The sequence below is a fragment of the Haliscomenobacter sp. genome (assembly GCF_033763495.1).
GTDB lineage: Bacteria > Bacteroidota > Bacteroidia > Chitinophagales > Saprospiraceae > Haliscomenobacter.
In genome coordinates this window covers 1-22,081 of sequence record NZ_JANRKL010000139.1, presented here as the reverse complement: position 1 = coordinate 22,081, position 22,081 = coordinate 1, and the positions used below count along the sequence as shown (strand labels likewise).

The window sequence follows — 22,081 nt, the reverse complement described above, 5'->3', positions numbered from 1 at the left end:
CTGCTCAGTGCACGCAAGGAATAAGCTATGTAATTTTGATTTGTGACGATTGAAAATCTGGAGGAATGCTTAACGTTTTAAGCAGGGTTCCGTATCTGTTTCACCCAATCCGTATGTTTTATGAATCCGAATCGACCCATCAATGAAGTAATGACCTCCAAATTGGTAACTGTGGGCCCTACTGCCAGTGCATATCAAATCAAAGCGATATTTGACCAAAACGAGTTTCATCACCTGCCCGTTGTTGAAACAAATGACAAACTCCTTGGCATCATCAGCAAGCAGGACTTTTATAAAGTAGCCTATATCCTTTCATTACAAACAACTGGCCGAACCTGGTCCGAAAAAGAATATGAAGCACTTTGTGCCAAAGACCTGATGACCGAACATCCGCTTACGCTGGAACCAGAGGATACCATCGGACTGGCAGCTGACATTTTTTTAGCCAATCAATTTCATGCCATTCCGGTTGTAGAAGATGATCGCTTGATTGGCTTGGTTACCACCCATGATTTGCTGTTTTATTCCTTTAATTCACCCATTGTTGAAGAATGGCAATAAACACAAGGAAGAAGCAACCCTGTTAAATGCTCAAGTACAAAAAAAATAAAGCCCCCTGTTCAAATCGAACAGGGGGCTTGTAAATTGGCATTACTTGTTGTAGAGTGCCTATTGGTTATCGTTTGACAATTTTTAGAACAGTCCCAACCTGTACTCCCTTGGCGTCCGATATCCTTAAGAAATAGAAACCAGCCGGTTCGGAGCCAATCGAAAGTAGAATTTGTTGCACAAATTGACCCTTATATAAGGATTGCCCTCGCGAGTTAGTCAAATCATAGAAGAGCTTGACGTAATTATCAGTCTGAATGATCAAAAGATCCGTGGTCGGGTTGGGATATACCTTAAGCCCTGCTGGTGCAACATCCAGAGGAATATCAGGATTACCCACATCGATAGAATCCATTGGTGGATTCACCACTGTATCCTTAGGTGGGTTAACTACCGTATCTTTTGGCGGATTGACTACTGTATCCTTTGGCGGATTGGCAACTGTATCCATAGGCGGGGTAACAATTGTATCTGGTGGATTGGTTACCAGCGTATCTCCAGGGCCACCAATGACTACGGTGGTATCGCCAGGGTTTGTGATTGTATCCTGAGGAGGATTCACCACTGTATCTTGTGGAGGTGTCACTACGGTATCCTGAGGCGGGTTTACCACTGTATCCTGAGGAGGGGTTACGACCGTATCCTTTGGAGGATTAAGCTTGGCTGGGTCAAATTCAGGTACAAAGACCGTCTTGGAAACGATAGTGGTTACACTGTCGCAGCTGGGATCGATGAAGGCTCTGGTGCGCAGAGTCAGTGTCAAATCATAAAACCCAGTTCTTGGGAAAACATAACGTAGGGTATCTTTTGATTTTACCACCGTATCCTTCAACCCTTTAAAACTCCAGAAGAAAGTTGAGTTTTTGACCATGGTATCCGTCAAGTTTCCACGGATGGAGAAGGTATAAAATGGCGCCCCCAGGATAAGTGTATCTTCTACGATGGACAAATCAGCGGGCGGGATCAAAAAATTAAAGGCAGCACTTTGGAATTGGACAGACATGTCGTCCAACCAAAGTTTTTCGTCTCCTTCACCTGAAAACTCAACGATGTAAGTGATTTTATTGTAAAAGGCCACACTGTTTGGCGCTTTGGCTTCAATGTTCTGGTAGGTCATGTTTAGGCCAGTAAATTCAGCCAATTGAACCCTTTGAGAAAAAAGCCCTTCCAACTCAGCCCATACTTTTACGGTATCCAAGGGACTGACAAACTCGTTAGGAGACATGACTTTCAGGTTCAATGCCAAATCGCCAAAGAACATGAAGCAAGTTGAATAATTCAGTGCATCCATTACCAAACGAGCTTTACCGTTGACTCTTTCCAGTTCGATGAAGGATTTACCCGCGTAAGGGAAATACCCTTTGGCATTGGCAGGGTTGTCTACCACTTTGGCTCCCGTTGATTGACCGGTATTCAATGACCAGGGTTTGCCCTGGCCCATTTCTGGTAAGTTATAGGCCAAAAGACCTTTGATGGATTCGTTGGTTGGTGTTGTAACTTTTAATACCGCTTTTGACAAGGAAGCATCCTCCAGGGTTTCATCCCGGTGGAACAACAACTTATCAATGGTCATGTTGTGGGTTGCTTCAGGCAACAGAACCACAGTATAGACTGTATTTGCATTAAAGAAGAACGTGCGGCGAGAGTTTTGCCAAACGTATTTTGAATCAGGGCCACCAGTTGCAGTTACCCTGCGGCGAACATTATTGGCAGCAGCTTCGTTTATTCGAGGAAGTACAAAACTTGCCGTTGGTGCGGAAAGTTTGCGGCTGAAGTACATGGTATAGTTACCACTGTTGGTCACCTGAATGTGGTAAACAAGCTTGGATGCATTGTAGTCAAGATTGGGAAAGTTGCGGTCAGCAGTGGTGGTGACGCCTTTGGTATTCCCATCTTGTTTTATCTCCCAATTAGCCGTTTGACCTTGTCCACTTGCTTGATTGTCAGCGAAAGACTCCGCTTCAAAAAGCAAATAAGCAGACTCGGTCTGGTTAATAATGCGCGCAGTTTGAGCAGACGCGAAGAGATAACAACCTGTTAGTAGCACGGATATAAATAGCCGAATCATGGGTATTATGATTGTGAGAAAAATGACGAAATAACAACCAGGTTAACTAGGGAACCTTTAACAAGGTCCGACTGGCCTTTTCATGAGCATGAATCCTGTGCAAGACTTTAAAACACGAGCTAGGAGAGTAATTAGCTCTGCAAATATAAAAAACCTTTCTGGTTCTCCCTAGCATTTTTAATGATAATAAAATAAAATACCGGGTGAAGGGTAGGGAAGCGAAAAGCGAAAAGCGAAAAGCGAAAAGCGAAAAGGGGGTATTCGCTTTTCGCTAATCAGATGCTTCGCGTCCTTCCCCCGTCTACCAAGATACTGGTACCTGTCACGTAAGCAGCGGCAGGTGTACACAAAAAAGCGGCAACTGAGGCGATTTCTTCAGGTGTACCAAAACGTCTGGCTGGGATGGTTTCTCGGGCTTGACCCATCTCTTGCTCCAGGGAAATGCCTTTGCGTTTGGCTGCCCCCCCGAGGATTTCTTCCAGGCGTTCAGTTTTGGTAAAACCGGGTAAAACGTTATTTACGGTGATGCCGGTGGCGGCAACTTCATTGGCGAGGGTCTTTGCCCAGGAGGCTACCGCCCCACGCGTGGTATTGGAAACCCCTAAATTGTCGAGGGGTACTCTCACCGAAGTTGAAACAATGTTTACGATGCGGCCAAAGCCAGTAGCTTTCATCTGGGGGATGACCAACTGAGCCAGGAGGTGATTACACAAAATGTGATTTTGGAAGGCTTCCAGGAACTGTTCCGCTTTGGCGTCCAGAATGGCACCACTACCAGGGCCTCCGGTATTGTTGATCAGAATATGGATAGGTTTTAGGGCCACCAATCCCAAAACCCTTTGGTGTAATTCATCCCGCTTGTTAAAATCAACCACCAGAAAATCATGTTGTTGTTGAAGGTGATTTCGCTCCAATTCTTGCACAACTTTAGCCAATAACTCCGCAGAGCGCGCCATAAGTGTTACATTTGCGCCTAGTTTGGCTAGCTCAACGGCAATGGCTTTGCCGATTCCTTTGCTGCTGCCACTTACAAGTGCGTTTTTGCCCTGAAGATTTAAATCCATAGCTTGATCATTTTATGGGAGCAAAAGTGCGGAATTTAGTTGAGAAAGTTGAGGGAGGTTGAGAAGGTTTAGGCTGCCGCAGCGACAAGACTCAACTTCCCACAAGATGCTTAAACCTTCTTTATCTATGCAAAAAACTTATTTTGCCTCCGATTTCCACCTCGGAGTGCCTGGGAAATACAGCAGCCAGGAAAGAGAGCGGCAATTGCTGCGTTGGCTGGATCAAATCAGTGCAGATGCCCGGGAGATTTATCTGGTCGGAGATTTGTTTGACTTTTGGTTTGAATACAAAAGGGTTATTCCCAAAGGGTACACCCGATTTTTGGGCAAACTAGCCGAGCTACGGGACGCTGGTATCCCCATTCAGTTTTTTACGGGGAACCACGACATGTGGATGTTCCGTTATTTTGAGGATGAGTTTGGCATTCCCATTCATCGGCAACCTATTTTACGGGAAATCAATGGGAAAACCTTTTTGATTGGCCACGGTGATGGCCTTGGACCTGGGGATTATGGCTATAAAATGCTCAAACATATTTTCGGCAATCCCTTTTTTCAATGGTGTTTTGCCCGATTGCATCCTAATTTTGGTATAGGTGTGGCTCAATTTTGGTCAGGTCGAAGCCGGAGTGTACATCCCCCGCAGATGCAGTTTCTTGGGCCTGAAAATGAATGGCTGCTGGTTTACACCAATGCCCAATTGGAGCGCAAGCCTGCTGATTTTTACATCTTCGGGCACCGACATTTGCCCATCGATTTTGTGCTAAAAAATGGGAAGAGTCGTTATATCAATTTGGGCGAATGGTTGCATCACAATTCTTATGCAGTATTTGATGGCGAAAATCTGGAAATACAATTTTTTGAAAACCCGGAGGGTAAGGTATTTGGCACTTAGCCCTTTATGGGTTCATTTTTTTTTCATTTTTTTGACCCACCCTGTCGAAGCCCAAAATGTAGACAGTATCCCCCTGGTATACAGTTTTGATGCCCATGTGCAGGTATTGGGTAGTGACAAACTCAAACAAATTTATTTCGTTTCGCCCCACCAGACCTTGTACAAATGCAATGAACAAGGTAAGGTGCTTTTTGAATTCAGCAATCGCTATTTGGGTACCTTGAGCAAAATTGACGTCAGCGATCCCTTCGATATTCTGTTGTATTATCCCGATTATCAGACGCTCCTCTTTTTAGATCGCACACTGAATGTAACGGCAGATATCCGCTTGAAGGCTGAGCTGTTTCCTTTACCAGCCTTGGTTGCATTGAGCCGGGACCGACAAGTTTGGATTTATGATGCAGGCCTCAATACCCTGAATCGGATGGATCGACAAGGCAATATCACAAGCTCCAGTCAGGATCTGAGCTTGCTTTTGGGGCGCCGTTTTTACCCCAATCAGTTGGTCTGCAACGAAAAAGGAGTATATCTGGTTGACCCAGAACAGGGTGTGTTGAGTTTTGACCTTTTTGCCCAGTTTCAAGCTTTTTTGCCATTGGCAGGTGTTGAACAGTTGCAAACTTTTGATCAATACCTTTTGTACCGCCACCGGGGGGGCTATTTCGTGGGCGAAACCATTGGCAATGCTCAAGCCCTCCAGGGATTACCCAATAATTTGCTGCTTTTTTGTGGGCTACCCAACTGGATTGTGGCCTGGGATGGAACAAAAATTTTACGCTTCCAAAAATAAAAATAGGTAAGAAAAAAAACATAAGCAAAATCCGCAACCTCTTCATTTTCGTATGTGTCTGTATTCAACCTAAAACACCTAAAATCATGAAGAAGGTTTTTCGAGTACTCGGATTTTTAGTCCTTGCTGTAATATTATTGGTAGCTGCCGGTGCAGCTTTTATTCAATTCAGAGGAGTGCCCACTTATGAGCCCAAAGACTTCAAAATAACTGTTAAACCTGACTCTACTCGCCTGGCGCGGGGGGAACACCTCGTAACCCTGATTTGTGCAGATTGCCATCGCGGCGAAGGCAATAAATTGTCTGGCAAACATATGGTAGATGTGCCTGCCATGTTTGGTTATGTACATTCTGGCAACATTACCCGCGACAAAACCCATGGAGCAGGCCGTTATTCCGATGGTGAACTGATTCATTTTTTGCGCACTGGAATCAAGCGGGATGGTTCTTATTCTTATGTCATGACCGGTTTCCCACGTTTGTCGGACGAAGATATTTTCAGCATTGTGGCTTATCTGCGTTCAGATGCCCCACAATTGGACCCTGTTGCCCAATCAAATCCACCTTGCCGGCCTACTTTTTTCACCAAGTTTCTGACCAATACGGTTTTTAAACCTTTTCCTTATCCAGAAAAACCGATTGTGGCTCCACCGGTTACCGATAAAGTGGCCTACGGACGTTACCTGGTGCATGGAGGGGTAGATTGTTACAATTGCCACTCCGCTAATTTTGCATCCAACAACGCCTTTGAGCCAGAAAAATCCAAAGGTTATCTGGCAGGGGGGAACATCTTGATTGATCCTACTGATTTGCGCGAAATACCTTCAGCCAACCTTACCCCACATCCCGAACATGGCATTGGCAAATGGACAGAAGCGGAATTTGCAGAAGCAGTACGTTTTGGTAAACGCCGGGGGGGGGGCTCCTTGAGCGCAGCCATGCCCAAGTTTACAGTAATGACCGATGAGGAGATCAGTGCCATTTATGCTTTTTTGCGCACAGTGCCCGCAACGGATAATGCAGTGGCTAGGGTGAAATAAAAAAGGCGACAGGGCGCCAGAGTTTGTCCAATGAAACGAAAATTTCAAAGATCGATGAAACTTTATGTCGATCTTTGTTTGTTCAAGTACCATCACTCAGGGCCATAAAAAAATAAGTGTTCCTTTTGCCAAAGGATTAGATGAGTAAGCGGTTCAATTTAAGTGCCTCATTTAATCCTTTGGCTCAAAAAAAATGAACACTTATTTTTGCCCCACTACTTCGACAAACGCTGGCCTCTGCTAACCTGTATCTATGAACCTACAGCCCTTTCGAACCGAACTCCGCATCCTTTTTAACCTTGGTTTGCCTATTGCGCTGGCCGAATTAAGCAGCATGTTGCTGGCTACTTTGGGCACTTTTATGATTGGGCAAGTGAATGTGACCGACGTTGCCGCCGCAGGAGCAACCAATCCCATCTTTTGGCTAGTTGCTCTGATCGGCATCGGAGGTTTGTCGATGACCTCGCCACTAGTAGCTGCAGCAGACGAAAGAAATGACCCTGCTGAAGTCAAACGAATTTTATACGCGAGTGGAATCACCTCATTCCTTTTTTCTTTGGTGGAGGCAATTGTGCTGATTGCAATTGCACTTAATTTTCAACGCATAGGACATGAGCAGGATGTAGCCAAATTGGCCCAACCTTATCTGTGGATATTGATTGCCCAACTGCCCATGATGTCCTTGTATTTCAACCTCATCTATTTCATCGATGGGCTGTCGATGACCAAAGTAGGTTTGGTGTTTTCTCTAGCTGGCGCTCTTTTGGGGGGGACCCTGAACTGGATTTTTGTTTTTGGGATCGGTGGCATTCCCCAAATGGGGGTACTTGGTCTGGGTTTTTCCTTCTTTCTTACCATTTTTGCTCAATTGATCGGCATCATTGTCTATTTACGCCGTGGGGTCCGTTTCAAAACGATCATGAATGCGGCGATCCACAAAGATGAAATCTGGACAAAAACCAAAGAATTCATTGGATTGGCCTTGCCTGTAAGCGGACAAGCCTTGATAGAATATTCGGCTTATTCTTTGGGCGCAGTATGGGTTGGGCATTTGGGAAAATATTCCCTTGCGGGTCATCAAGTGGCGATGACTTTGGCGAGTACTACTTTTGTGGTCTTAATGGCCATTGGCACGGCAGGATCGATTCGGATTGGTCAGGCTTTTGGCCAAAAAAATCATGGCCAAATTCGCCTATCGGGTTTTTCTGCCATGTTTTTAGCGGTGAGCCTGGTGCTGATTCCAGCCTTGTGTTTTATGTTTGGTTCGGACCGCATTGCCCGGACTTTCATCGACGATCCCAAAGTTTGGGGCATTGCCTCTTCACTGATTGTCATTGCCAGTTTGTTTCAAATATCAGATGCCATGCAATCAGTTGGCATTTCACTTCTAAGGGGCATGGAAGATACCCGGATGCCCTCAATCATCTCTTTTGTGGCATATTGGATGCTAGGTATGCCCGCGGCCTATTGGTTGACTTTCCATTTGGAATGGGGTGTAAAGGGCGTGTGGGTTGGGTTTTTGATTGCCTTGAGTACCCAGGCAGTGTGGTTTACGTGGCGGTTTTATCAGTTGAGCAAAGAGTAAAGTTAATTTTTTCTACACCTAGCCACCATTTTGAAATAAATGCTGTACCGGGGATTGTCATTTCACTTTAACCCACTATTCAGTGACAAAACCCAAACTTATGTTAAAAGCTCAACATGTAGACCAAAAACGCAAACGCGTATTTCTTTTGGCTCCTATTTTCACCCTAATGCTGCTTTTTTTTACTTTGCTACTTCCTGCTCAAATTGTCATTACGGAAGTTTCTGCAAGTGGAGAGGTAGAAATTAAAAACCTTGGTTCCGCTAACGTCAACATTGGAAGCTACTGGCTTTGCAATTTTCCCGCTTACGATCTGATTTCTGATCTGGCTGTTACTTGTGGAAGTACCGTTCTTGAACCGGGTAAGGTAGTTGTCGTTAAAGGAAAAAATGTTGGTGTAAACCCCGCCGATGGCGAAATGGGTATTTATACCAATTCTACCTTCGGCAGTGCAGCCGGATTGATTGATTATGTTGAATGGGGTAAAGCGGGCCACCGCCGCGCTACTTTAGCCATTGCTAATGGCATCTGGGCGGCCAATTCGTTTGTACCTGCTTTCACCAGTAACCAATCTATTCAAGCTACAGGCAATGCCAGCGCTCCCGCTGATTGGAAAACTGCTGAACCAACACTTTGTGATTTGGCTAAGCCCAATCTTTCAGTGGTAAAAGACGCAAAATTTGGGTTGATTTTGGTTGACTCTACTGGGAAAACCCTTTATTTTTTTACGAGAGATGCCAAAAAAGATACCTCTTTTTGTACTGGGAACTGTGCAATTACCTGGCCGATTTTTTACAAAGCCAATCTGGTCTTAGGGCAAGGCCTCACTACTGGAGATTTTGGTACCATCAACCGACCTGATGGAAAAAAACAAACCACCTACAAAGGCTGGCCATTGTACTACTACGCTGCTGATGCCGCGGCCGGAGAAACTAAAGGGGAAGGGGTAGGTACCTTTTGGTACGTTGCAAAACCGGATTACAAGGTCATGATCATGGATGGCAGCCTCAAAGGACAGGATGGAATCATCTACACTAGTAAGTACGTGCCAGGTACGGAACGGGTGAAATACCTTGTGGATGCCTATGGGCGCACCTTGTATACTTTTTCAAGGGATTCGTTGTTGAAAAACAAATTCACTAACTCTACTTTCAGCAACAACCCTGTTTGGCCAATTTACAATGATACCTTAAAAGCGATTCCGACAGGTACCAGTGATACTTTATTCAAGACAATTACCGTTTTTGGTCGGCAGCAACTGGCATTCAAAGGTTGGCCTTTGTATTATTATGGGCAGGATAGCGTACGTGGCCATACCAAGGGGGTTTCTGTTCCTGTAGCAGGCCGCTGGCCAGTAGCATCTCCTACTTTGGCGTTTGCGCCTTCAAAAACCACTGCTGTCCAGGAAGCTTTCCGGGATAAGTTGAGCTTGCGCTTGAGCCCCGTTCCAGCCAATGAATCACTATTGGTGGAAGTAAACTCTGAAGTTGCTGGTGAAGCGGTGGGGACCTTGTACAACCTCAATGGACAAGCCATGAAGCAATTCAATTTCCGCATGTATGAAGGAAAAAATCAAAGCAGGGTAGATGTTTCTTCTCTGGCTGGAGGGCTTTATTTGTTGTCTTTAACGATAGATGGACATCCTGCGGCGTATGAAAAGATAATCAAGTATTAGTACTGATTGTTGAAAGGGTAAGCCATTTCCAAGGAAGTGGCTTACCCTTCCACTATTATTACATCCCTTTCTTCCGCTCCCAATGATTCAGATCCTCAATCTCCTGCAAAATGTACAAATAGTTCTCATAACGCAGAGGGCTGATTTCATCCCGTTCCACGGCTGCTTTTACGGCGCATTTTGGCTCATTGCGGTGCAGGCAGGCGCCACCAAAGCGACATTGGGGGGATAGCGCAAAAATTTCCCGGAAGTTGTGGGCGATCTGATTAGGTTCCAAATGGATGAAACTGAGGGTTTTGATGCCAGGCGTATCGATGATTTGTCCACCCATGTCCAGAGGGTGCATTTCTGCAAAAGTGGTAGTGTGCTGGCCCTTGCCTGACCAATCAGAAATTTCGCCAACCCGTAGTTCCAAATTGGATTGAATCTGATTGAGTAAACTAGATTTACCTACACCAGACTGGCCGCTCAGCATTGTGACTTTGTCTTTTAGTTGCGCCTTTAGTTCAGCAACTCCATCGCCTGTCATGGCCGAGGCCAAAATGACGGTGTAGCCAAGGCCCTGGTAGAGATCCTCCAGATAAGCGTATACCTCCAGGTCTTCGTCGCTGTACAAATCTGCTTTATTGAATACAATGATGGTAGGGATTTCGTAGGGTTCTACCATGAGCAAAAAGCGGTCAATGAACCCTTGTTTGAGTTTTGGTTGGGTGATGGTGGTGACCAGTAGGGCCTGATCGATGTTGCTGGCTAAAAGGTGTAAATCGTGTTTACGTCGAGGAGATTGGCGCACTACATAATTGCGGCGGGGCATGATGCCTTTGATCAGGCCGTTGCCCGTTTCATTTTCCATTTCAACCAGCACTTCATCCCCCACCGCGATGGGATTGGTGAGCGGCAAATCATTCAAACGCAGTTTTCCCACTGTACGGCATTCCAACACTTGTCCGTCTTCCATTCGCACATTGTACCAACTCCCCGTCGACTTTATGACTATTCCTTGCATTTGTTATTCATTACCTGCCGCACGTACTGCCGCAGCAATTTCGATCAATAATCCAGGATCTTTTTCCAATGCGTTGCCAACCACCAGCAGATCAGCACCAGCCTGAAGATTGGTGTAGGCCAATTCAGGGCTGCGCACTCCTCCTCCCGTAAAGAGTGGAACGTCCACTGCTGCACGCACCGCCCGGATCATCTCGGCACTCACCGGGCGTTGTGCACCACTGCCAGCGTCAAGGTACAACAGCTTTAAGCCCAGCATGGTTCCCGCCATGGCGGTACAAACGGCGATTTCAATTTTTTCAGGTGGGATGGGTTGGGTGTTGCTCATGTAAGCAGCAGTAGTACTCACGCCACCGTCGATCAGCATATAGCCGGTAGGAATGATCTCCAAACCCGAAGCTTTCAGGTAGGGGGCCGCAATTACATGTTGCCCAATCAGTAAATCAGGATTGCGCCCCGAGATGAGGGAGAGCAGGAGAATAGCATCGGCACGCGCGGAAATTTGCAAGGGGCTGCCCGGAAAAATGACAAGAGGTTGCGCCACGTTTTGGCGCAACAGCTGTAGGTATTCCTCCATTTTTTCATCCAAGAGCAAACTGCCACCAATGAAAAAAAAGTCGACGCCCCGTTCGGCCAGGGCAATCAGTGCATCCACCGATTGGGCACGCAGTCGGTCAGGGTCGATGAGAACCGCCAATTGCTTTAGTCCCGCTGCGCGCGACTGTTCGATGGATGTGTATACCTTTGAATTCACGTGTTGGTTGCTCTATATGGGGCGATAAAAAAATAAGGCCTCATTTTTGCTATAGAATTATATAAGTAAATGGTTCATTTTAAGTGTCTTATATGATCCTTTGGCTCAGGAAAAATGAGCACTTATTTTTGCCCCACTACTATGATGTCTATAAAACTATTGGCATTGCTGATTGATCCCTAAAACATATTTTTGTACTACGCCAATTTCCTCAGCCGTTTCTGCACCAGAAAAACCGGTGATTAGCTTGTCTTTCATTTGGTTGCGAGCCAAAGTAGTCAATTTATTTGAGACTGGCATATACGACCAATGCCATTTCTCTTCGTTGTACCCATAAGGGCGCTCAGTGTTTTTGACCGAATAGGGTTGGCAAAACCCAAAGCTCCCTGCATTTTTGACCAACCAGGAATAGATTTTTTGCCCATCACCCTGCAAAAACCACTTGTCAGAAAGGCTATTCAGGTCAATGTCGGTACCCCAATGGTGGCGGGATGCACCAGGCATGGCGCTGTATTCCATAATTTTGATGGCGCGGTTTTTGGCAAGGGGATAAGCCTTGGCGGCATTTTCTCCATTCGACAAGATCCGACTGCCATTCCATTTGGCTTCCCAAATGCCTTTTTGCACGTCAAAATTACGGGCTGCCGAGATGATTTTCAAGGTGATTCCATCTTTTAGTGCTGCCGCATACATGGACTTGAAGGCTTCGTAGGCGTCCTTGCGCAGGTACATATCGGCCCGGTCCGTATATGGGCTGCTCACTTTGGTAAAATCGGGATGCTTAGTGGGATTGAAATGCCCCATCAGGTAGTCCAGATCAAAATCAATTTGCTCGGCTACCTCGGTTTGTGCCGCCATTTGTGCTTTTACTTGGGATTTTTGTTCGTTCAGTTTACCCGACGAGCTTCCGGTATTGCTACAACTGGCGCTCCAAAGGCCGAACATCAAAATGGGGATCAAGATTTTTATCATCAGTATTCGAATTCTTTTTGTTCGTAAGGATACCCAAAGAGAAATTTCTCCTTGATGAGAGCGGCTACTTTACTGGGCACCATCATTTCAAAACCAGCATTGCCATTGCGTACCAGCGAGAGGACTTCTTTGGAAAAAATGTGCAGGATGTTGTGATCGTAGCCTTCGATGTCGACAATTTGCTGGTTGTCGATCAAGTGGCGGTACAAAAACTTGGCCCCTTCCGGCACTGGGGTATTTTGGGCGGTCATCAATTCTTCATTGCCTTCCTGCATGGCCGGGTACACGTAAATTTTGACATTTTTGGTGAACAACTCACCAAAGGCAGCCAACAAACGCCCGTCCATGTTTTCGTAGTATTTGCGGTTGACCAATTCCAGCAAAAACTGCACCCCCAGCACCAGGCCAATTTTATTGATGCGGTAGTCGGCCAGGTAATTGATCAGTTGAGCATGTTCCTCACAATTGGAAATGATCACCGTTTGGCCCAGGGCATTCAACAATTCAGCACGATCCAGAAAATCTTTTTCATCCAGGTCTCCGTCCGACTTTAGGTTGGAAAGGGTGATTTCGGTGAGCAGGTAAGTCTTTTTGCTGTCTACATCGGGCTCATTGCGGAATTGTTGGTAACCCGTTTTGAGCATGTCCATATTGACCAGGGTAGGAGGGCGGAAACTACCCCTTACCACCAAAACATCTTTTTTGTACAAAAACTCAGAAGCCTGCAGGTTGCGCCCATCCGGGCCAAACATGGCCACATCCGATAAGCCGTGTTTGATGAGGTAGAGGCTCAATAAACGATTGTCCACGTGGTCAAAATCGGGGCCAGTGAGGCGCACCATGTCGATTTTTACCCGGCCACGCAAACTGTCAATCAAGGATTCAAGTAGGTCTTCCGGGTTATCGTTGTGGCGGTAACAGGAGTAAAGCAGGTTGACGCCAAGGATGCCGATGGCTTGTTGCTGGAGTTTGTTGTCGTTGTCCAGCATGCGCACATGCAACACCAGATCGTTGGGCTCCCCTTCGGGGCTGAGTTGGAAACGGATACCTAACCAGCCGTCACCTTTGATGGTTTTGCTGTAATTGATGGCAGCGATGGTGTCGGCAAAAACAAAAAAACTACATTCGGGCCGTTCTTGCCGCAGGCGGGTATTCATCAACTCGTACTCGTGGTCGAGCATCTTGTACAGGCGTGACTCGCACACATAACGGCCACTGGGCTCGGGGCCGTAAATGTGATCGGAATACACCTTGTCGTAGGCAGACATGGTTTTGGCAATCGTACCAGCTGCCGCTCCCACCTGGAAAAAGTAGCGGGCTACCTCTTGTCCGGCCCCAATTTCAGCAAAAGTGCCGTAAATGAGCGGGTCAAGGTTGATCTCAAGTGCCTTTTGTTCGGTTTCGAGTAGTTTGCGCATGGAAAAAATATTGGGCACAAGGTACGAAAGATGTGTGGGGAGTCAGTGCTTGTTGGATTTTTTTTGAACCAGTAATTCCCTTTTTAGATCAATCGGGTGCTCAATCAGCATGGGAAGGATTTATAAAAATGTGCTTTCAGGCCACATTTAATTGACCTGTCTGGTCTATTGTTTGACAATTCATCGTAGACCAAGTTTTTCTTCACCCATGCAAAACCTAAAAATCGCCACTGCCCAATTTGAAAACAAAAGTGGCGACAAAGCCTACAACCTTTCCATCATCGAAAAACTAGCCGCCAAAGCCGCCGAAGCTGGTGCCCAGGTGATCGCCTTCCACGAGTGTTCCATCACAGGCTACACTTTTGCCCGAAACCTGTCCAAAGCGGAAATGCTGGATGTGGCCGAGTTGGTTCCTGAAGGGGAGAGTGTTCAAGCTTTGATCCGCATTGCCCAGCGCCACAACATCGCAATTTTGGCCGGGCTTTTTGAAAAAGATGAGGAGGAAAGGCTCTTCAAAACCTACGTTTGTGTGGACAAAACGGGGCTTCTGGCCAAATACCACAAAATTCACCCCTTCATCAATCCCCACCTTACGCCGGGCAACAGTTACTGCGTTTTTGAACTCCAGGGCTGGAAATGTGGCATCCTCATTTGTTACGACAACAACGTGATCGAAAACGTACGTGCCACTCGCCTCCTGGGAGCCGAACTCATTTTTATGCCGCACGTGACGATGTGTACCCCTTCCACTCGCCCGGGGGCAGGTTTTGTAGACCCGCAGTTGTGGTACAATCGCGAAGCCGATCCCACTTCCCTCCGCCTGGAATTTGATGGCATGAAAGGCCGTAACTGGCTGATGAAATGGCTGCCCGCCCGTGCGTATGACAATGGCATTTACGTTGTTTTTTCCAACCCGATAGGTATGGACGACGATCAGTTGAAAAATGGTTGTTCGATGATCATAGATCCTTTTGGGGATGTGATTGCGGAGTGTAGAACTTTGGGCGATGATTTTGTGCTGGCCACTTTGACGCAGGAGAAGTTGGCCCAGGCGGGTGGGTATCGCTACATCAAGGCCAGGAAACCGGAACTGTACGCGGGTATTTTAGGGCAAGCGCACGAGTCGGTGCAGAAAGTGGTGTGGCTGGATGTATAAGCATTTATTTCAGTACGTTGCGAGGACAACTTAGGTTTAAAATTGTCCAGTTCAGTCACCCTTTAAAAAAGCCTTTCCCAAAAGGCTTTAACTTCGTGAAAACGACTGTCAACATGAAGATTTTTTATTGGGTACTTTGGTGCTGTTTGTTTGGCTCAAACTTAAATGCTCAATTCCCACCTTTCACCAAATGGTATGAAAATCCTCTGGGCTTTGAACCCCTGAACCTGCATACAGTCAATGGGATCATCGTACCCGCTGCTGTTGCTTCCGCGGTGTTGCTCTTGTCCAAAAATAACCAAGCCAATCTACAGCGACTCAGCTGGTATGAAGATTTAGGGGTTTCCTTTGGATACTACGGCAGTAAAACCACAATATATCAAAGCAATACTGGGTTCCTGTTTGTCGCTCGAAGTTTTATGTCACTGGGAGCGGAAGTGAGCTCCTATTATACAAACGACGAAGTAAACCATACCTGGGGGTTTGGCCTTCGGCCTTTTGTACGTTTTTATCCTGTGAAGGGAGAGCGGTTCAAGCTGTTTTTTCAAAGTGGTGCAGGTTTGATGTATTTTTTGGAGGAGTATCCACAGCCCTCCGGTTTTTTTGGCGACAACCGGATGGGAACGCGATTAAATGGAACGCCCAAATACGGCATCGGTTCGGTATTTCAATTAAGCCCCTGGCTACAAGGGCAAGCTGCATTTTGGCACGTTCACGTTTCCAACGGTAACCATCCGAGTGCTGAACGCAACCCCGGACACGATAGCAATGGATTTTCTTTAAGTTTAATTTACCAAAAACACAAATAGTTTTATATTTGCAAAAAAACAAGGATGGACAAAACAATTACCGCAGCCCGAATAGCCAATTTCCTTACCATCAAAGGCGTATCTTTCGAAGAAAAGAAAATGTTCGGCGGCATGGCCTTCATGGTCGACGACAAAATGCTGGCGGGGGCCAATCGGGACAATAAGTTATTGGCCAGAGTAGACCCTGCTGAAGAAGAAGTGCTGCTGTGCAAAAATGGGGTAAGCCAAATGGAGCAAGCCGGAAGAGTGATGCACGGTTACCTTTATGTGGAACCTGAAGACTATGAGCAGGATGAGGATTTGGAGTTTTGGTTGGAAAAATGCCTGGAGTTTAATCCCAAAGCGAAGTCGAGTAAGAAAAAAAAGTAATTCATCGAGATTGTTCATCAACCCAAATTTCCTTTCAATTCCCTTTTTTCAAATCTACCCGCAGAAAAAATAAAACATGATTACGAATCCTAGCGATTTTTTCGCTTCTGGTTGTGGACGTTGCTCAAAATTCGACACCTCCGACTGCAAAGTCCAAAGGTGGCGCTCGGAACTCGCCCAACTCCGTTCCATCCTACTGGATTGTGGGCTGACCGAAGAGGCGAAATGGGGCCATCCGGTTTATACTTTTCAAAAAAGCAACGTGGTTATGCTTGGCGCCTTCAATGAGGACTGCATGCTCAGCTTTTTTAAAGGTTCGCTTTTGCATGATGAAGCGGGCATTTTGGTCTTTGCCGGGGAAAATTCGCAAGTGGCTAAAATTGTCCGTTTTACAGATTTGGCGACCATCCTGCGCCTGGAAGACACCCTGAAAGCTTATATTTTCGAAGCCATCGAGGTTGAAAAAGCCGGGGTGAAGCCCAGTCTAAAAAAAATTGAGGAATACACCGTTCCCGAGGAATTTCAACAAAAACTGGATGAAAACCCCGACCTGCAAGTTGCATTCCGCGCTTTGACCCCGGGGCGACAGCGCGGGTACCTGATTCATTTTTCGCAGCCGAAGCAAGCCAAAACCCGGGTCGCAAGGATTGAAAAATGTTTACCACTGATTTTTGCGGGGCGAGGGCTGATGGATTGAATGCAGTACAGAAATAGAAGCACAGTTCGCTGCTTTTTTCCTGGCTGCTGAACAGGGCCTGAAACAAATGTTTTTTTATCGTACCTTTGCCATTATTTGAAATTTGCAAAAATGGAAAACATCAGCATTAGGTCGTTTTACCAGGATATTTGTGGACCCGAACTGGCGAACCTCGATTATTTTTTCAAAACCGACAGTGCTCGGGATTTGGGGCATTTTAATGTTTTTGACATTGCCAAGTTTTATTACAGTGGCAAATGCAGGAGCGAAATGTCCTACAACCGCCGCCTGTATTACAAAATAAGTTTGATCAAAGGGAAAAACCTGGTTGAATATGCCGACAAAACGCTGCTCATCGAAAAGCAGGGAATTTTGTTTGCTACGCCCAAAATCCCGTACCGGTACACGCCGCAGGACGATCAACAGCAGGGGTATTTTTGTGTATTCACCAAGGACTTTTTGTCAAAAGCAAAAACGGGTCTGGTGATTGATGAATTGCCCATTTATTTGCCCAGCAGTGATTTTGTTTATGAGCTCAATGATGTACAATATCCTGAATTTGAGTTGATTTTCAAAAAAATGGATGCAGAATTGGCTTCTGATTATGCCTATAAATATGACCTATTGCGCAATTATTTGATCGAACTGATTCATCAAGGGCAAAAATTAAAACCCATTGCGAGTACCCCGACCAGAATCAATTCGGCTACTAGAATCAGCACCTTGTTCATCGAGTTGCTCGAACGGCAATTCCCGGTTGAAAACGAACGACAGGCCATCCAGCTCCGCAGCCCGACTGATTTTGCACAGGCACTCAACATCCATGTCAACCACTTAAACAAGGCACTCAAAGAAACGACCAAACGAAGCACCAGCGAAATCATCAACGGTCGGCTTCTGGAAGAAGCAAAAATTTTGCTCAAACAAACCCAATGGAACATCTCTACGATTGCCCTTGCTTTGGGGTTTGAGGAGTTGGCTCATTTCTCCAATTTTTTCAAAAAACACGCCGGGCTTTCTCCACTCCAATTTCGAAATTGATTGAATTTTGCAAAAACTGGATTGACAAATACAAGGGTTTTGTTTCAAGTGAATCCGAACTTTGCGACTCACTTTAAATAGAATCCAAAATGACCAGCAGTTCAACAAAAGTAGCCCTCGTAACCGGTGGCAGCCGGGGATTGGGCAAAGATATGGCCATCCAATTGGCTCAAAAAGGTTTTGATGTGATCATCACCTACCAAAGCAAGGAGTCGGCGGCCAAAGCGGTGGTGGATAGCATCAGGGTTATGGGCAAAAAAGCGGTAGCCCTTCCGCTTGATGTTTCCCAAAGCAGTACTTATGAGGCTTTCGTCGCTCAGGTGCAAGACAAATTGGCGAGTGAATTTGGCAACGACAAAATCCACGCCCTGGTGAACAACGCTGGGACAGGGGTGTATGCGGCATTCGAAAGCACCACCGAAGCACAGTTTGACGAAATGGTAAACATCCACCTGAAAGCGGCGTTTTTCCTTACCCAAAAAATGTTACCGATACTGTCGGACGGTGGAAGTATCGTAAACATTTCGAGTGGTTTAGCTCGTTTTTCCTACCCCAATTACGCGGCCTACGCCATCATGAAGGCAGGAATTGAAAGCCTGAGCCGCTACCAGGCACTGGAATTGGGGAACCGGAAAATCAGGGTAAACACCGTTGCCCCAGGAGCAATTGAGACCGACTTCGGCGGCGGCGCAGTACGGGACAACAAGGACCTGAACGCCATGCTTGCAGCACAGACAGCCTTGGGCCGGGTAGGTCTGCCGGATGACATTGGCGGCGTGGTTGCCTTCCTATGCAGCGACGATGCCAAATGGGTGAACGCACAGCGAATTGAAGTCGCGGGAGGTGTCAACATCTGATTTTGAGCCAACAAGTGCCGAAATGCTATTGGTATGGCCGTTTCGGCACCTGTTATTTTTCTCATCAACAATATCTCAACGATGGATTTTGTCCAACAAGTACACCATTTGTACAACTTGCTAGAAGCAGGAAACCCCGTGGAGGCCATGGAACTTTATTACCATGAAGAGGTGGCCATGCAGGAAAACGAGGAAAAACCAAGGATGGGCAAGGCCTTTTGTATCCAGTACGAAAAAGGGTTGATGGCGCAAGTTGAAGATTTTCAAGCCAGGGTGCTCGCCCAGGCCATCAATGTGGAGGAAGAAATTGTTTTCACAGAAATGGAAATCGGCTTCACCCGCAACGCTCAACGGCACCTTATTCGAGAGGTTTCAAGGCAAAAATGGCAGGACGGCCAGGTGATTTCGGAGAAATTTTATTACAAGGAAGTAGAGGTTTTGGGGTAAAAAGGGTTGCCACCGAAAAGTAGTTTTTTCAATGCCCAGATGAGTGGCTTTCTGACTTCTTTTTTGCACTGCCAAAGGAAGTGGAGTATGATTTTCAATTGGGCATTTGAGCTACTCGCACAATTCCACAATTTAGAAATTCATACTCCACCAATTGCCAAAAGGAACATTTCATCTTTAATCGCCCCTTAGGCCAAATTCATCTTTAAAAAAGCCACCAAAATTGGCCAAATCAGGTAACACAACACCAACAAACGATTGGCATAACCCGCCAGGGGAATTACCCCTTCAGGCAGTTTTTCGGGCGCTTCGACGTCAGGACCCATAGGGTAACCTGCTTTTTTAAAACCCGAAAACAACAAAGCCATCGCTCCCCCCATCAAAACCAGGGAGATCCAGGGGGTGTGAGCAGAAAACAAGAGTATACCCCGATACGAGGACCATCCCTCCTGGCCCAGTAAGTGATAACCAATGAGCAAGGTAGCCAGCGGGAGCGTGGGTACTCCGAGCATAAAAGAGAGGCCATGTTTGGGGTGTTTTATGTCAAATAGGCCGCCCATAATGGCACCAAGGCCTGAAATGAAGAGTACAATTACCCCAATTGATGCCCATATGCTATCAACGACATTCCAAAGCAGCAGGCCACTCAGGATGGTACAGGCCCCCCACAAAAAGAAAAATGCGCTCAGAAGCCCTTTGTATTTACCCAGGGCATATTCACTGATCATTCGCCAGCTCGGGTGGAACTCGGGACTGACAAAATGTAAGGCCAATAAACAAAACAGCGATAGCCCACCGGATAGCATTGACAATACAGCTAAAACGTCCATGGGTACCTTATTTTTTTAGTGCATTAAGCAGTTCTTCCAACTGGTCAAGCGCCATCGTCAGGCCTTCTTTCATGCCCATTTGAATGACCGTTTCCAGGTCGGCAAGGGATGCGTAAGTTACCACGGTTTGAACCACGGTTTTATCAGAAAGCTCTTCGAAGGTAGAATGCCATTCGGCACGAGGAAGTTGAGCATTGAGTTCGCCCTCTGCATTGCAGAAACCGTCCCAGCCCTTGTAGCTTTCTATGGGTAAAATACTGAAGTAATCCATACGTCCCCAGTGCTCTTCACCATCGGGTCCACACATGGCATAAAGCCAGTGACCGCCTTCTTGGAAGTCCATACTTTTTGTGCGGGCTTTCCAGGGCTTTGGGGCAAACCATTGCTCCAACAGTTCACTCTTGGTATGGCAGTCCCACACCAGTTGGCGGCCCGCTGCAAATTCCCGGCGTACAGTAATGGTGTTTTTTTCCTGATCTACCAGGAAGTCAAAAAGAAGTTTGGCGGTCATGCTTTATCCGATTTTAAGGTTTGAATTAATTCGTCGAGTTGCGTGTAGCGCTGTTCCCAAATTTTGCGGAACTGCTCAAGCCATTGGTCGATCTCCTTCATTTTGTCAATTTTGAGTTGGTAATAAATCTCCCTGCCCTGTTGCTGCTGGTTCACCACCTCACATTCGCTCAGGATTTGAAGGTGTTTTGAAACAGCCTGTCGGGTCGTTTCGAAATGTTCAGCCAGGGCGTTTGGCGTCATGGCTTGTACCGCAATCAGTGCGATGATGGCCCGGCGGGTTGGGTCTGCTATGGCTTGAAAAATGTCTCTACGCATGGGTGAATCCGCTTTATGCAAATGATCGGTTGCAAATATAAATGCAACCGATCATTTGCGCAAATTTTCAGTCTACTTTTTTGAAAAAAAAGAAAGCGCCTCATTTTGGAATGGGTTCAATAAAAATCTGTCTATTTGATTATTGTGACGCCGTGATGTTGGCCTTCTCCGTCATTAAAGCAAATATCAAAAGCAGGAATGCCAGCACTGCTGCCCCGGTCCGCAGGCTGTGCCAACGGCTCCAGGGCATTTCATAGTGTTTCCTCAGGCTTTGCAGATCTACCTCAGCGGTCTTACTCAAATCAACTTTGTCTAGCAATTCATTCAGTGGCACATTAAAAAAAATCGTCACACCAAATACGGCCACAACATATAGGACGGTGGCCAACAGCCAAGTGTAAGCTAGCGGAAATTTACCCCATTGTTGCCAGGTGGCGAATGGCGTTAAAAACAGGGGTGCCATAAACACGAATAAAAACACAGGGTTTTGAATGACTCGATTGATCTGTTGCATCGTGCTGAGATACGTCAGATCAGGCAGACGCTGTAAGCCAGGGTTGATTGCCGTTTCAAAGGCAAAAAAAACACCAGCCAGGAGCCCAGTGCAGAGCAATGCGGCGATTTCGGTGATTTTTAGCAGGTTCATTTCAATTGAGTTTGGGGTTCCAGATGCCGGTTTTCGCGGTTTTTTAAAGATAACCCGCAGAGGTGCTCGGCTACTCTTTTTCCGGTTTTTCCCGTTCCCCGAGTGATGAAGATTTTTTTACGCATGATTTTGCTCTTTTAAAAATGATGGAGCAAAGATGAGGGGACGAGAATGGAGAAAATTGAACAAACCCGACAAAATTTGCAGCTGATGCCACTAATTCAATACAGCCGCCAATTTTTCCAGGTACGCCGTCCAGGCACCCGAACAACTGCCATAACATTCCAATTGAGGGCTTAGTCCCTCATGGGTAAAGGTTATTTTTGTTTTATCTCCTTCCTGCAAAAGGTCAAAGGAAATTTTGGTATTGTTCCACTCCCTGGGGTCAGGGCAAACGCATTAAAATTGGAAAAAAGGATGAGAAGCCCTAGCTTTGGAAAAAGTCAATGGGAGAAAGAATTCAATCAGCGCAACTCCAATCTTTAATTGCTCGTTTTGAGGATATTAAAGATAAGAGAATAAAAAG

At 46.2% G+C, this 22,081-nt stretch carries 24 protein-coding genes and 1 pseudogene; 13 read left to right on the top strand and 12 right to left on the bottom strand.

Annotation, left to right across the window (positions count from 1 at the left end; genetic code table 11):
* The first annotated feature begins 120 nt into the window (after positions 1 to 120).
* A complete protein-coding gene (locus SFV55_RS14175; RefSeq protein ID WP_320030170.1) occupies positions 121 to 561 on the top strand; it encodes an HPP family protein in 441 nt (146 codons plus the stop codon).
* A gap of 115 nt (positions 562 to 676) precedes the next feature.
* On the opposite strand, the gene SFV55_RS14170 is transcribed toward SFV55_RS14175, so the two are convergent.
* Together SFV55_RS14170 and SFV55_RS14165 are read right to left on the bottom strand one after the other, a co-directional pair.
* Positions 677 to 2,677: a T9SS type A sorting domain-containing protein gene (locus SFV55_RS14170; RefSeq protein WP_320030169.1), complete on the bottom strand. Its 2,001-nt coding sequence runs from the start codon at positions 2,675 to 2,677 to the stop codon at positions 677 to 679.
* A gap of 275 nt (positions 2,678 to 2,952) precedes the next feature.
* A complete protein-coding gene (locus SFV55_RS14165) occupies positions 2,953 to 3,741 on the bottom strand; it encodes an SDR family oxidoreductase (RefSeq protein ID WP_320030168.1) in 789 nt (262 codons plus the stop codon).
* A gap of 127 nt (positions 3,742 to 3,868) precedes the next feature.
* Between SFV55_RS14165 and SFV55_RS14160 the strand changes: the two genes are divergently transcribed.
* From SFV55_RS14160 to SFV55_RS14140, 5 genes are all read left to right on the top strand, one after another.
* Positions 3,869 to 4,636, top strand: coding sequence for a UDP-2,3-diacylglucosamine diphosphatase (locus SFV55_RS14160; protein ID WP_320030167.1), 768 nt, complete (start codon positions 3,869 to 3,871; stop codon positions 4,634 to 4,636).
* A 31-nt stretch (positions 4,637 to 4,667) separates the two neighbouring features.
* Entirely contained in the window at positions 4,668 to 5,426 is a 759-nt protein-coding gene (locus SFV55_RS14155) for a hypothetical protein (RefSeq protein WP_320030166.1), read from the top strand.
* A gap of 86 nt (positions 5,427 to 5,512) precedes the next feature.
* A complete protein-coding gene (locus SFV55_RS14150; RefSeq protein WP_320030165.1) occupies positions 5,513 to 6,466 on the top strand; it encodes a c-type cytochrome in 954 nt (317 codons plus the stop codon).
* Positions 6,467 to 6,719: 253 nt separating this feature from the next.
* A complete protein-coding gene (locus SFV55_RS14145) occupies positions 6,720 to 8,051 on the top strand; it encodes an MATE family efflux transporter (RefSeq protein WP_320030164.1) in 1,332 nt (443 codons plus the stop codon).
* A gap of 100 nt (positions 8,052 to 8,151) precedes the next feature.
* Positions 8,152 to 9,726 (top strand): T9SS type A sorting domain-containing protein, encoded by a 1,575-nt coding sequence (locus tag SFV55_RS14140; RefSeq protein ID WP_320030163.1) that lies wholly within the window; start codon positions 8,152 to 8,154, stop codon positions 9,724 to 9,726.
* Between the two features lie 58 nt (positions 9,727 to 9,784).
* Here SFV55_RS14140 and rsgA read toward each other — a convergent pair whose 3' ends face one another.
* The 4 genes from rsgA to SFV55_RS14120 all read right to left on the bottom strand — a co-directional run bounded on the left by rsgA (position 9,785) and on the right by SFV55_RS14120 (position 13,875).
* Positions 9,785 to 10,732: a ribosome small subunit-dependent GTPase A gene (gene rsgA, locus SFV55_RS14135; protein ID WP_320030162.1), complete on the bottom strand. Its 948-nt coding sequence runs from the start codon at positions 10,730 to 10,732 to the stop codon at positions 9,785 to 9,787.
* A 3-nt stretch (positions 10,733 to 10,735) separates the two neighbouring features.
* Entirely contained in the window at positions 10,736 to 11,485 is a 750-nt protein-coding gene (locus SFV55_RS14130) for a geranylgeranylglyceryl/heptaprenylglyceryl phosphate synthase (protein WP_320030161.1), read from the bottom strand.
* Positions 11,486 to 11,641: 156 nt separating this feature from the next.
* The gene (locus tag SFV55_RS14125; RefSeq protein ID WP_320030160.1) at positions 11,642 to 12,457 is read right to left on the bottom strand and encodes a M15 family metallopeptidase; all 816 of its coding nucleotides are present in this window, start codon (positions 12,455 to 12,457) and stop codon (positions 11,642 to 11,644) included.
* Complete coding sequence (locus SFV55_RS14120) at positions 12,457 to 13,875, bottom strand: TonB-dependent receptor (RefSeq protein ID WP_320030159.1); 1,419 nt, start codon at positions 13,873 to 13,875, stop codon at positions 12,457 to 12,459. The genes SFV55_RS14125 and SFV55_RS14120 overlap by 1 nt, the downstream gene beginning before the upstream one ends.
* Positions 13,876 to 14,083: 208 nt before the next feature.
* Here SFV55_RS14120 and SFV55_RS14115 point away from each other — a divergent pair, with 208 nt between their 5' ends.
* The 7 genes from SFV55_RS14115 (at position 14,084) to SFV55_RS14085 (ending at position 19,251) form a co-directional block, all read left to right on the top strand.
* On the top strand, positions 14,084 to 15,031 hold the full coding sequence (locus SFV55_RS14115) for a nitrilase family protein (RefSeq protein ID WP_320030158.1): 948 nt from the start codon (positions 14,084 to 14,086) through the stop codon (positions 15,029 to 15,031).
* A gap of 113 nt (positions 15,032 to 15,144) precedes the next feature.
* The gene (locus SFV55_RS14110) at positions 15,145 to 15,840 is read left to right on the top strand and encodes an acyloxyacyl hydrolase (RefSeq protein ID WP_320030157.1); all 696 of its coding nucleotides are present in this window, start codon (positions 15,145 to 15,147) and stop codon (positions 15,838 to 15,840) included.
* Positions 15,841 to 15,864: 24 nt separating this feature from the next.
* The gene (locus SFV55_RS14105; protein WP_320030156.1) at positions 15,865 to 16,209 is read left to right on the top strand and encodes a TfoX/Sxy family protein; all 345 of its coding nucleotides are present in this window, start codon (positions 15,865 to 15,867) and stop codon (positions 16,207 to 16,209) included.
* A 76-nt stretch (positions 16,210 to 16,285) separates the two neighbouring features.
* Positions 16,286 to 16,906, top strand: coding sequence for a YdeI/OmpD-associated family protein (locus SFV55_RS14100; protein ID WP_320030155.1), 621 nt, complete (start codon positions 16,286 to 16,288; stop codon positions 16,904 to 16,906).
* A gap of 111 nt (positions 16,907 to 17,017) precedes the next feature.
* Complete coding sequence (locus SFV55_RS14095; RefSeq protein ID WP_320030154.1) at positions 17,018 to 17,947, top strand: helix-turn-helix transcriptional regulator; 930 nt, start codon at positions 17,018 to 17,020, stop codon at positions 17,945 to 17,947.
* Between the two features lie 89 nt (positions 17,948 to 18,036).
* Complete coding sequence (locus tag SFV55_RS14090; RefSeq protein WP_320030153.1) at positions 18,037 to 18,804, top strand: SDR family NAD(P)-dependent oxidoreductase; 768 nt, start codon at positions 18,037 to 18,039, stop codon at positions 18,802 to 18,804.
* Between the two features lie 33 nt (positions 18,805 to 18,837).
* Positions 18,838 to 19,251 (top strand): hypothetical protein, encoded by a 414-nt coding sequence (locus SFV55_RS14085; protein WP_320030152.1) that lies wholly within the window; start codon positions 18,838 to 18,840, stop codon positions 19,249 to 19,251.
* Between the two features lie 188 nt (positions 19,252 to 19,439).
* Here the strand turns inward: SFV55_RS14085 and SFV55_RS14080 are convergent, their stop codons facing one another.
* The 6 genes and pseudogenes from SFV55_RS14080 to SFV55_RS30215 form a co-directional block, all read right to left on the bottom strand.
* On the bottom strand, positions 19,440 to 20,081 hold the full coding sequence (locus tag SFV55_RS14080; protein ID WP_320030151.1) for a DUF998 domain-containing protein: 642 nt from the start codon (positions 20,079 to 20,081) through the stop codon (positions 19,440 to 19,442).
* A gap of 7 nt (positions 20,082 to 20,088) precedes the next feature.
* Positions 20,089 to 20,592: an SRPBCC domain-containing protein gene (locus SFV55_RS14075; protein WP_320030150.1), complete on the bottom strand. Its 504-nt coding sequence runs from the start codon at positions 20,590 to 20,592 to the stop codon at positions 20,089 to 20,091.
* A complete protein-coding gene (locus tag SFV55_RS14070) occupies positions 20,589 to 20,909 on the bottom strand; it encodes a metalloregulator ArsR/SmtB family transcription factor (protein ID WP_320030149.1) in 321 nt (106 codons plus the stop codon). Before SFV55_RS14070 ends, SFV55_RS14075 begins: the two co-directional genes overlap by 4 nt.
* Before the next feature lie 139 nt (positions 20,910 to 21,048).
* Positions 21,049 to 21,555 carry a DUF1772 domain-containing protein gene (locus tag SFV55_RS14065; protein ID WP_320030148.1) on the bottom strand — a complete coding sequence of 169 codons (507 nt, stop codon included), beginning with the start codon at positions 21,553 to 21,555 and terminating at the stop codon, positions 21,049 to 21,051.
* Positions 21,552 to 21,680: a hypothetical protein gene (locus SFV55_RS14060; RefSeq protein WP_320030147.1), complete on the bottom strand. Its 129-nt coding sequence runs from the start codon at positions 21,678 to 21,680 to the stop codon at positions 21,552 to 21,554. The genes SFV55_RS14065 and SFV55_RS14060 overlap by 4 nt, the downstream gene beginning before the upstream one ends.
* Before the next feature lie 91 nt (positions 21,681 to 21,771).
* Positions 21,772 to 21,918 (bottom strand): annotated as a pseudogene (locus SFV55_RS30215) (SRPBCC family protein); the annotation flags it as partial.
* Between the last annotated feature and the right edge of the window lie 163 nt (positions 21,919 to 22,081).

What these genes read in the sequence shown, in the direction of transcription:
- SFV55_RS14175 (WP_320030170.1), top strand. Translation starts at nt 121, where the DNA reads ATGAATCCGAATCGACCCATCAATGAAGTAATGACCTCCAAATTGGTA.
- SFV55_RS14170 (WP_320030169.1), bottom strand. Translation starts at nt 2,677, where the DNA reads ATGATTCGGCTATTTATATCCGTGCTACTAACAGGTTGTTATCTCTTC.
- SFV55_RS14165 (WP_320030168.1), bottom strand. Translation starts at nt 3,741, where the DNA reads ATGGATTTAAATCTTCAGGGCAAAAACGCACTTGTAAGTGGCAGCAGC.
- SFV55_RS14160 (WP_320030167.1), top strand. Translation starts at nt 3,869, where the DNA reads ATGCAAAAAACTTATTTTGCCTCCGATTTCCACCTCGGAGTGCCTGGG.
- SFV55_RS14150 (WP_320030165.1), top strand. Translation starts at nt 5,513, where the DNA reads ATGAAGAAGGTTTTTCGAGTACTCGGATTTTTAGTCCTTGCTGTAATA.
- SFV55_RS14145 (WP_320030164.1), top strand. Translation starts at nt 6,720, where the DNA reads ATGAACCTACAGCCCTTTCGAACCGAACTCCGCATCCTTTTTAACCTT.
- SFV55_RS14140 (WP_320030163.1), top strand. Translation starts at nt 8,152, where the DNA reads ATGTTAAAAGCTCAACATGTAGACCAAAAACGCAAACGCGTATTTCTT.
- rsgA (WP_320030162.1), bottom strand. Translation starts at nt 10,732, where the DNA reads ATGCAAGGAATAGTCATAAAGTCGACGGGGAGTTGGTACAATGTGCGA.
- SFV55_RS14125 (WP_320030160.1), bottom strand. Translation starts at nt 12,457, where the DNA reads ATGATAAAAATCTTGATCCCCATTTTGATGTTCGGCCTTTGGAGCGCC.
- SFV55_RS14120 (WP_320030159.1), bottom strand. Translation starts at nt 13,875, where the DNA reads ATGCGCAAACTACTCGAAACCGAACAAAAGGCACTTGAGATCAACCTT.
- SFV55_RS14115 (WP_320030158.1), top strand. Translation starts at nt 14,084, where the DNA reads ATGCAAAACCTAAAAATCGCCACTGCCCAATTTGAAAACAAAAGTGGC.
- SFV55_RS14110 (WP_320030157.1), top strand. Translation starts at nt 15,145, where the DNA reads ATGAAGATTTTTTATTGGGTACTTTGGTGCTGTTTGTTTGGCTCAAAC.
- SFV55_RS14105 (WP_320030156.1), top strand. Translation starts at nt 15,865, where the DNA reads ATGGACAAAACAATTACCGCAGCCCGAATAGCCAATTTCCTTACCATC.
- SFV55_RS14100 (WP_320030155.1), top strand. Translation starts at nt 16,286, where the DNA reads ATGATTACGAATCCTAGCGATTTTTTCGCTTCTGGTTGTGGACGTTGC.
- SFV55_RS14095 (WP_320030154.1), top strand. Translation starts at nt 17,018, where the DNA reads ATGGAAAACATCAGCATTAGGTCGTTTTACCAGGATATTTGTGGACCC.
- SFV55_RS14090 (WP_320030153.1), top strand. Translation starts at nt 18,037, where the DNA reads ATGACCAGCAGTTCAACAAAAGTAGCCCTCGTAACCGGTGGCAGCCGG.
- SFV55_RS14085 (WP_320030152.1), top strand. Translation starts at nt 18,838, where the DNA reads ATGGCCGTTTCGGCACCTGTTATTTTTCTCATCAACAATATCTCAACG.
- SFV55_RS14080 (WP_320030151.1), bottom strand. Translation starts at nt 20,081, where the DNA reads ATGGACGTTTTAGCTGTATTGTCAATGCTATCCGGTGGGCTATCGCTG.
- SFV55_RS14075 (WP_320030150.1), bottom strand. Translation starts at nt 20,592, where the DNA reads ATGACCGCCAAACTTCTTTTTGACTTCCTGGTAGATCAGGAAAAAAAC.
- SFV55_RS14070 (WP_320030149.1), bottom strand. Translation starts at nt 20,909, where the DNA reads ATGCGTAGAGACATTTTTCAAGCCATAGCAGACCCAACCCGCCGGGCC.
- SFV55_RS14065 (WP_320030148.1), bottom strand. Translation starts at nt 21,555, where the DNA reads ATGAACCTGCTAAAAATCACCGAAATCGCCGCATTGCTCTGCACTGGG.
- SFV55_RS14060 (WP_320030147.1), bottom strand. Translation starts at nt 21,680, where the DNA reads ATGCGTAAAAAAATCTTCATCACTCGGGGAACGGGAAAAACCGGAAAA.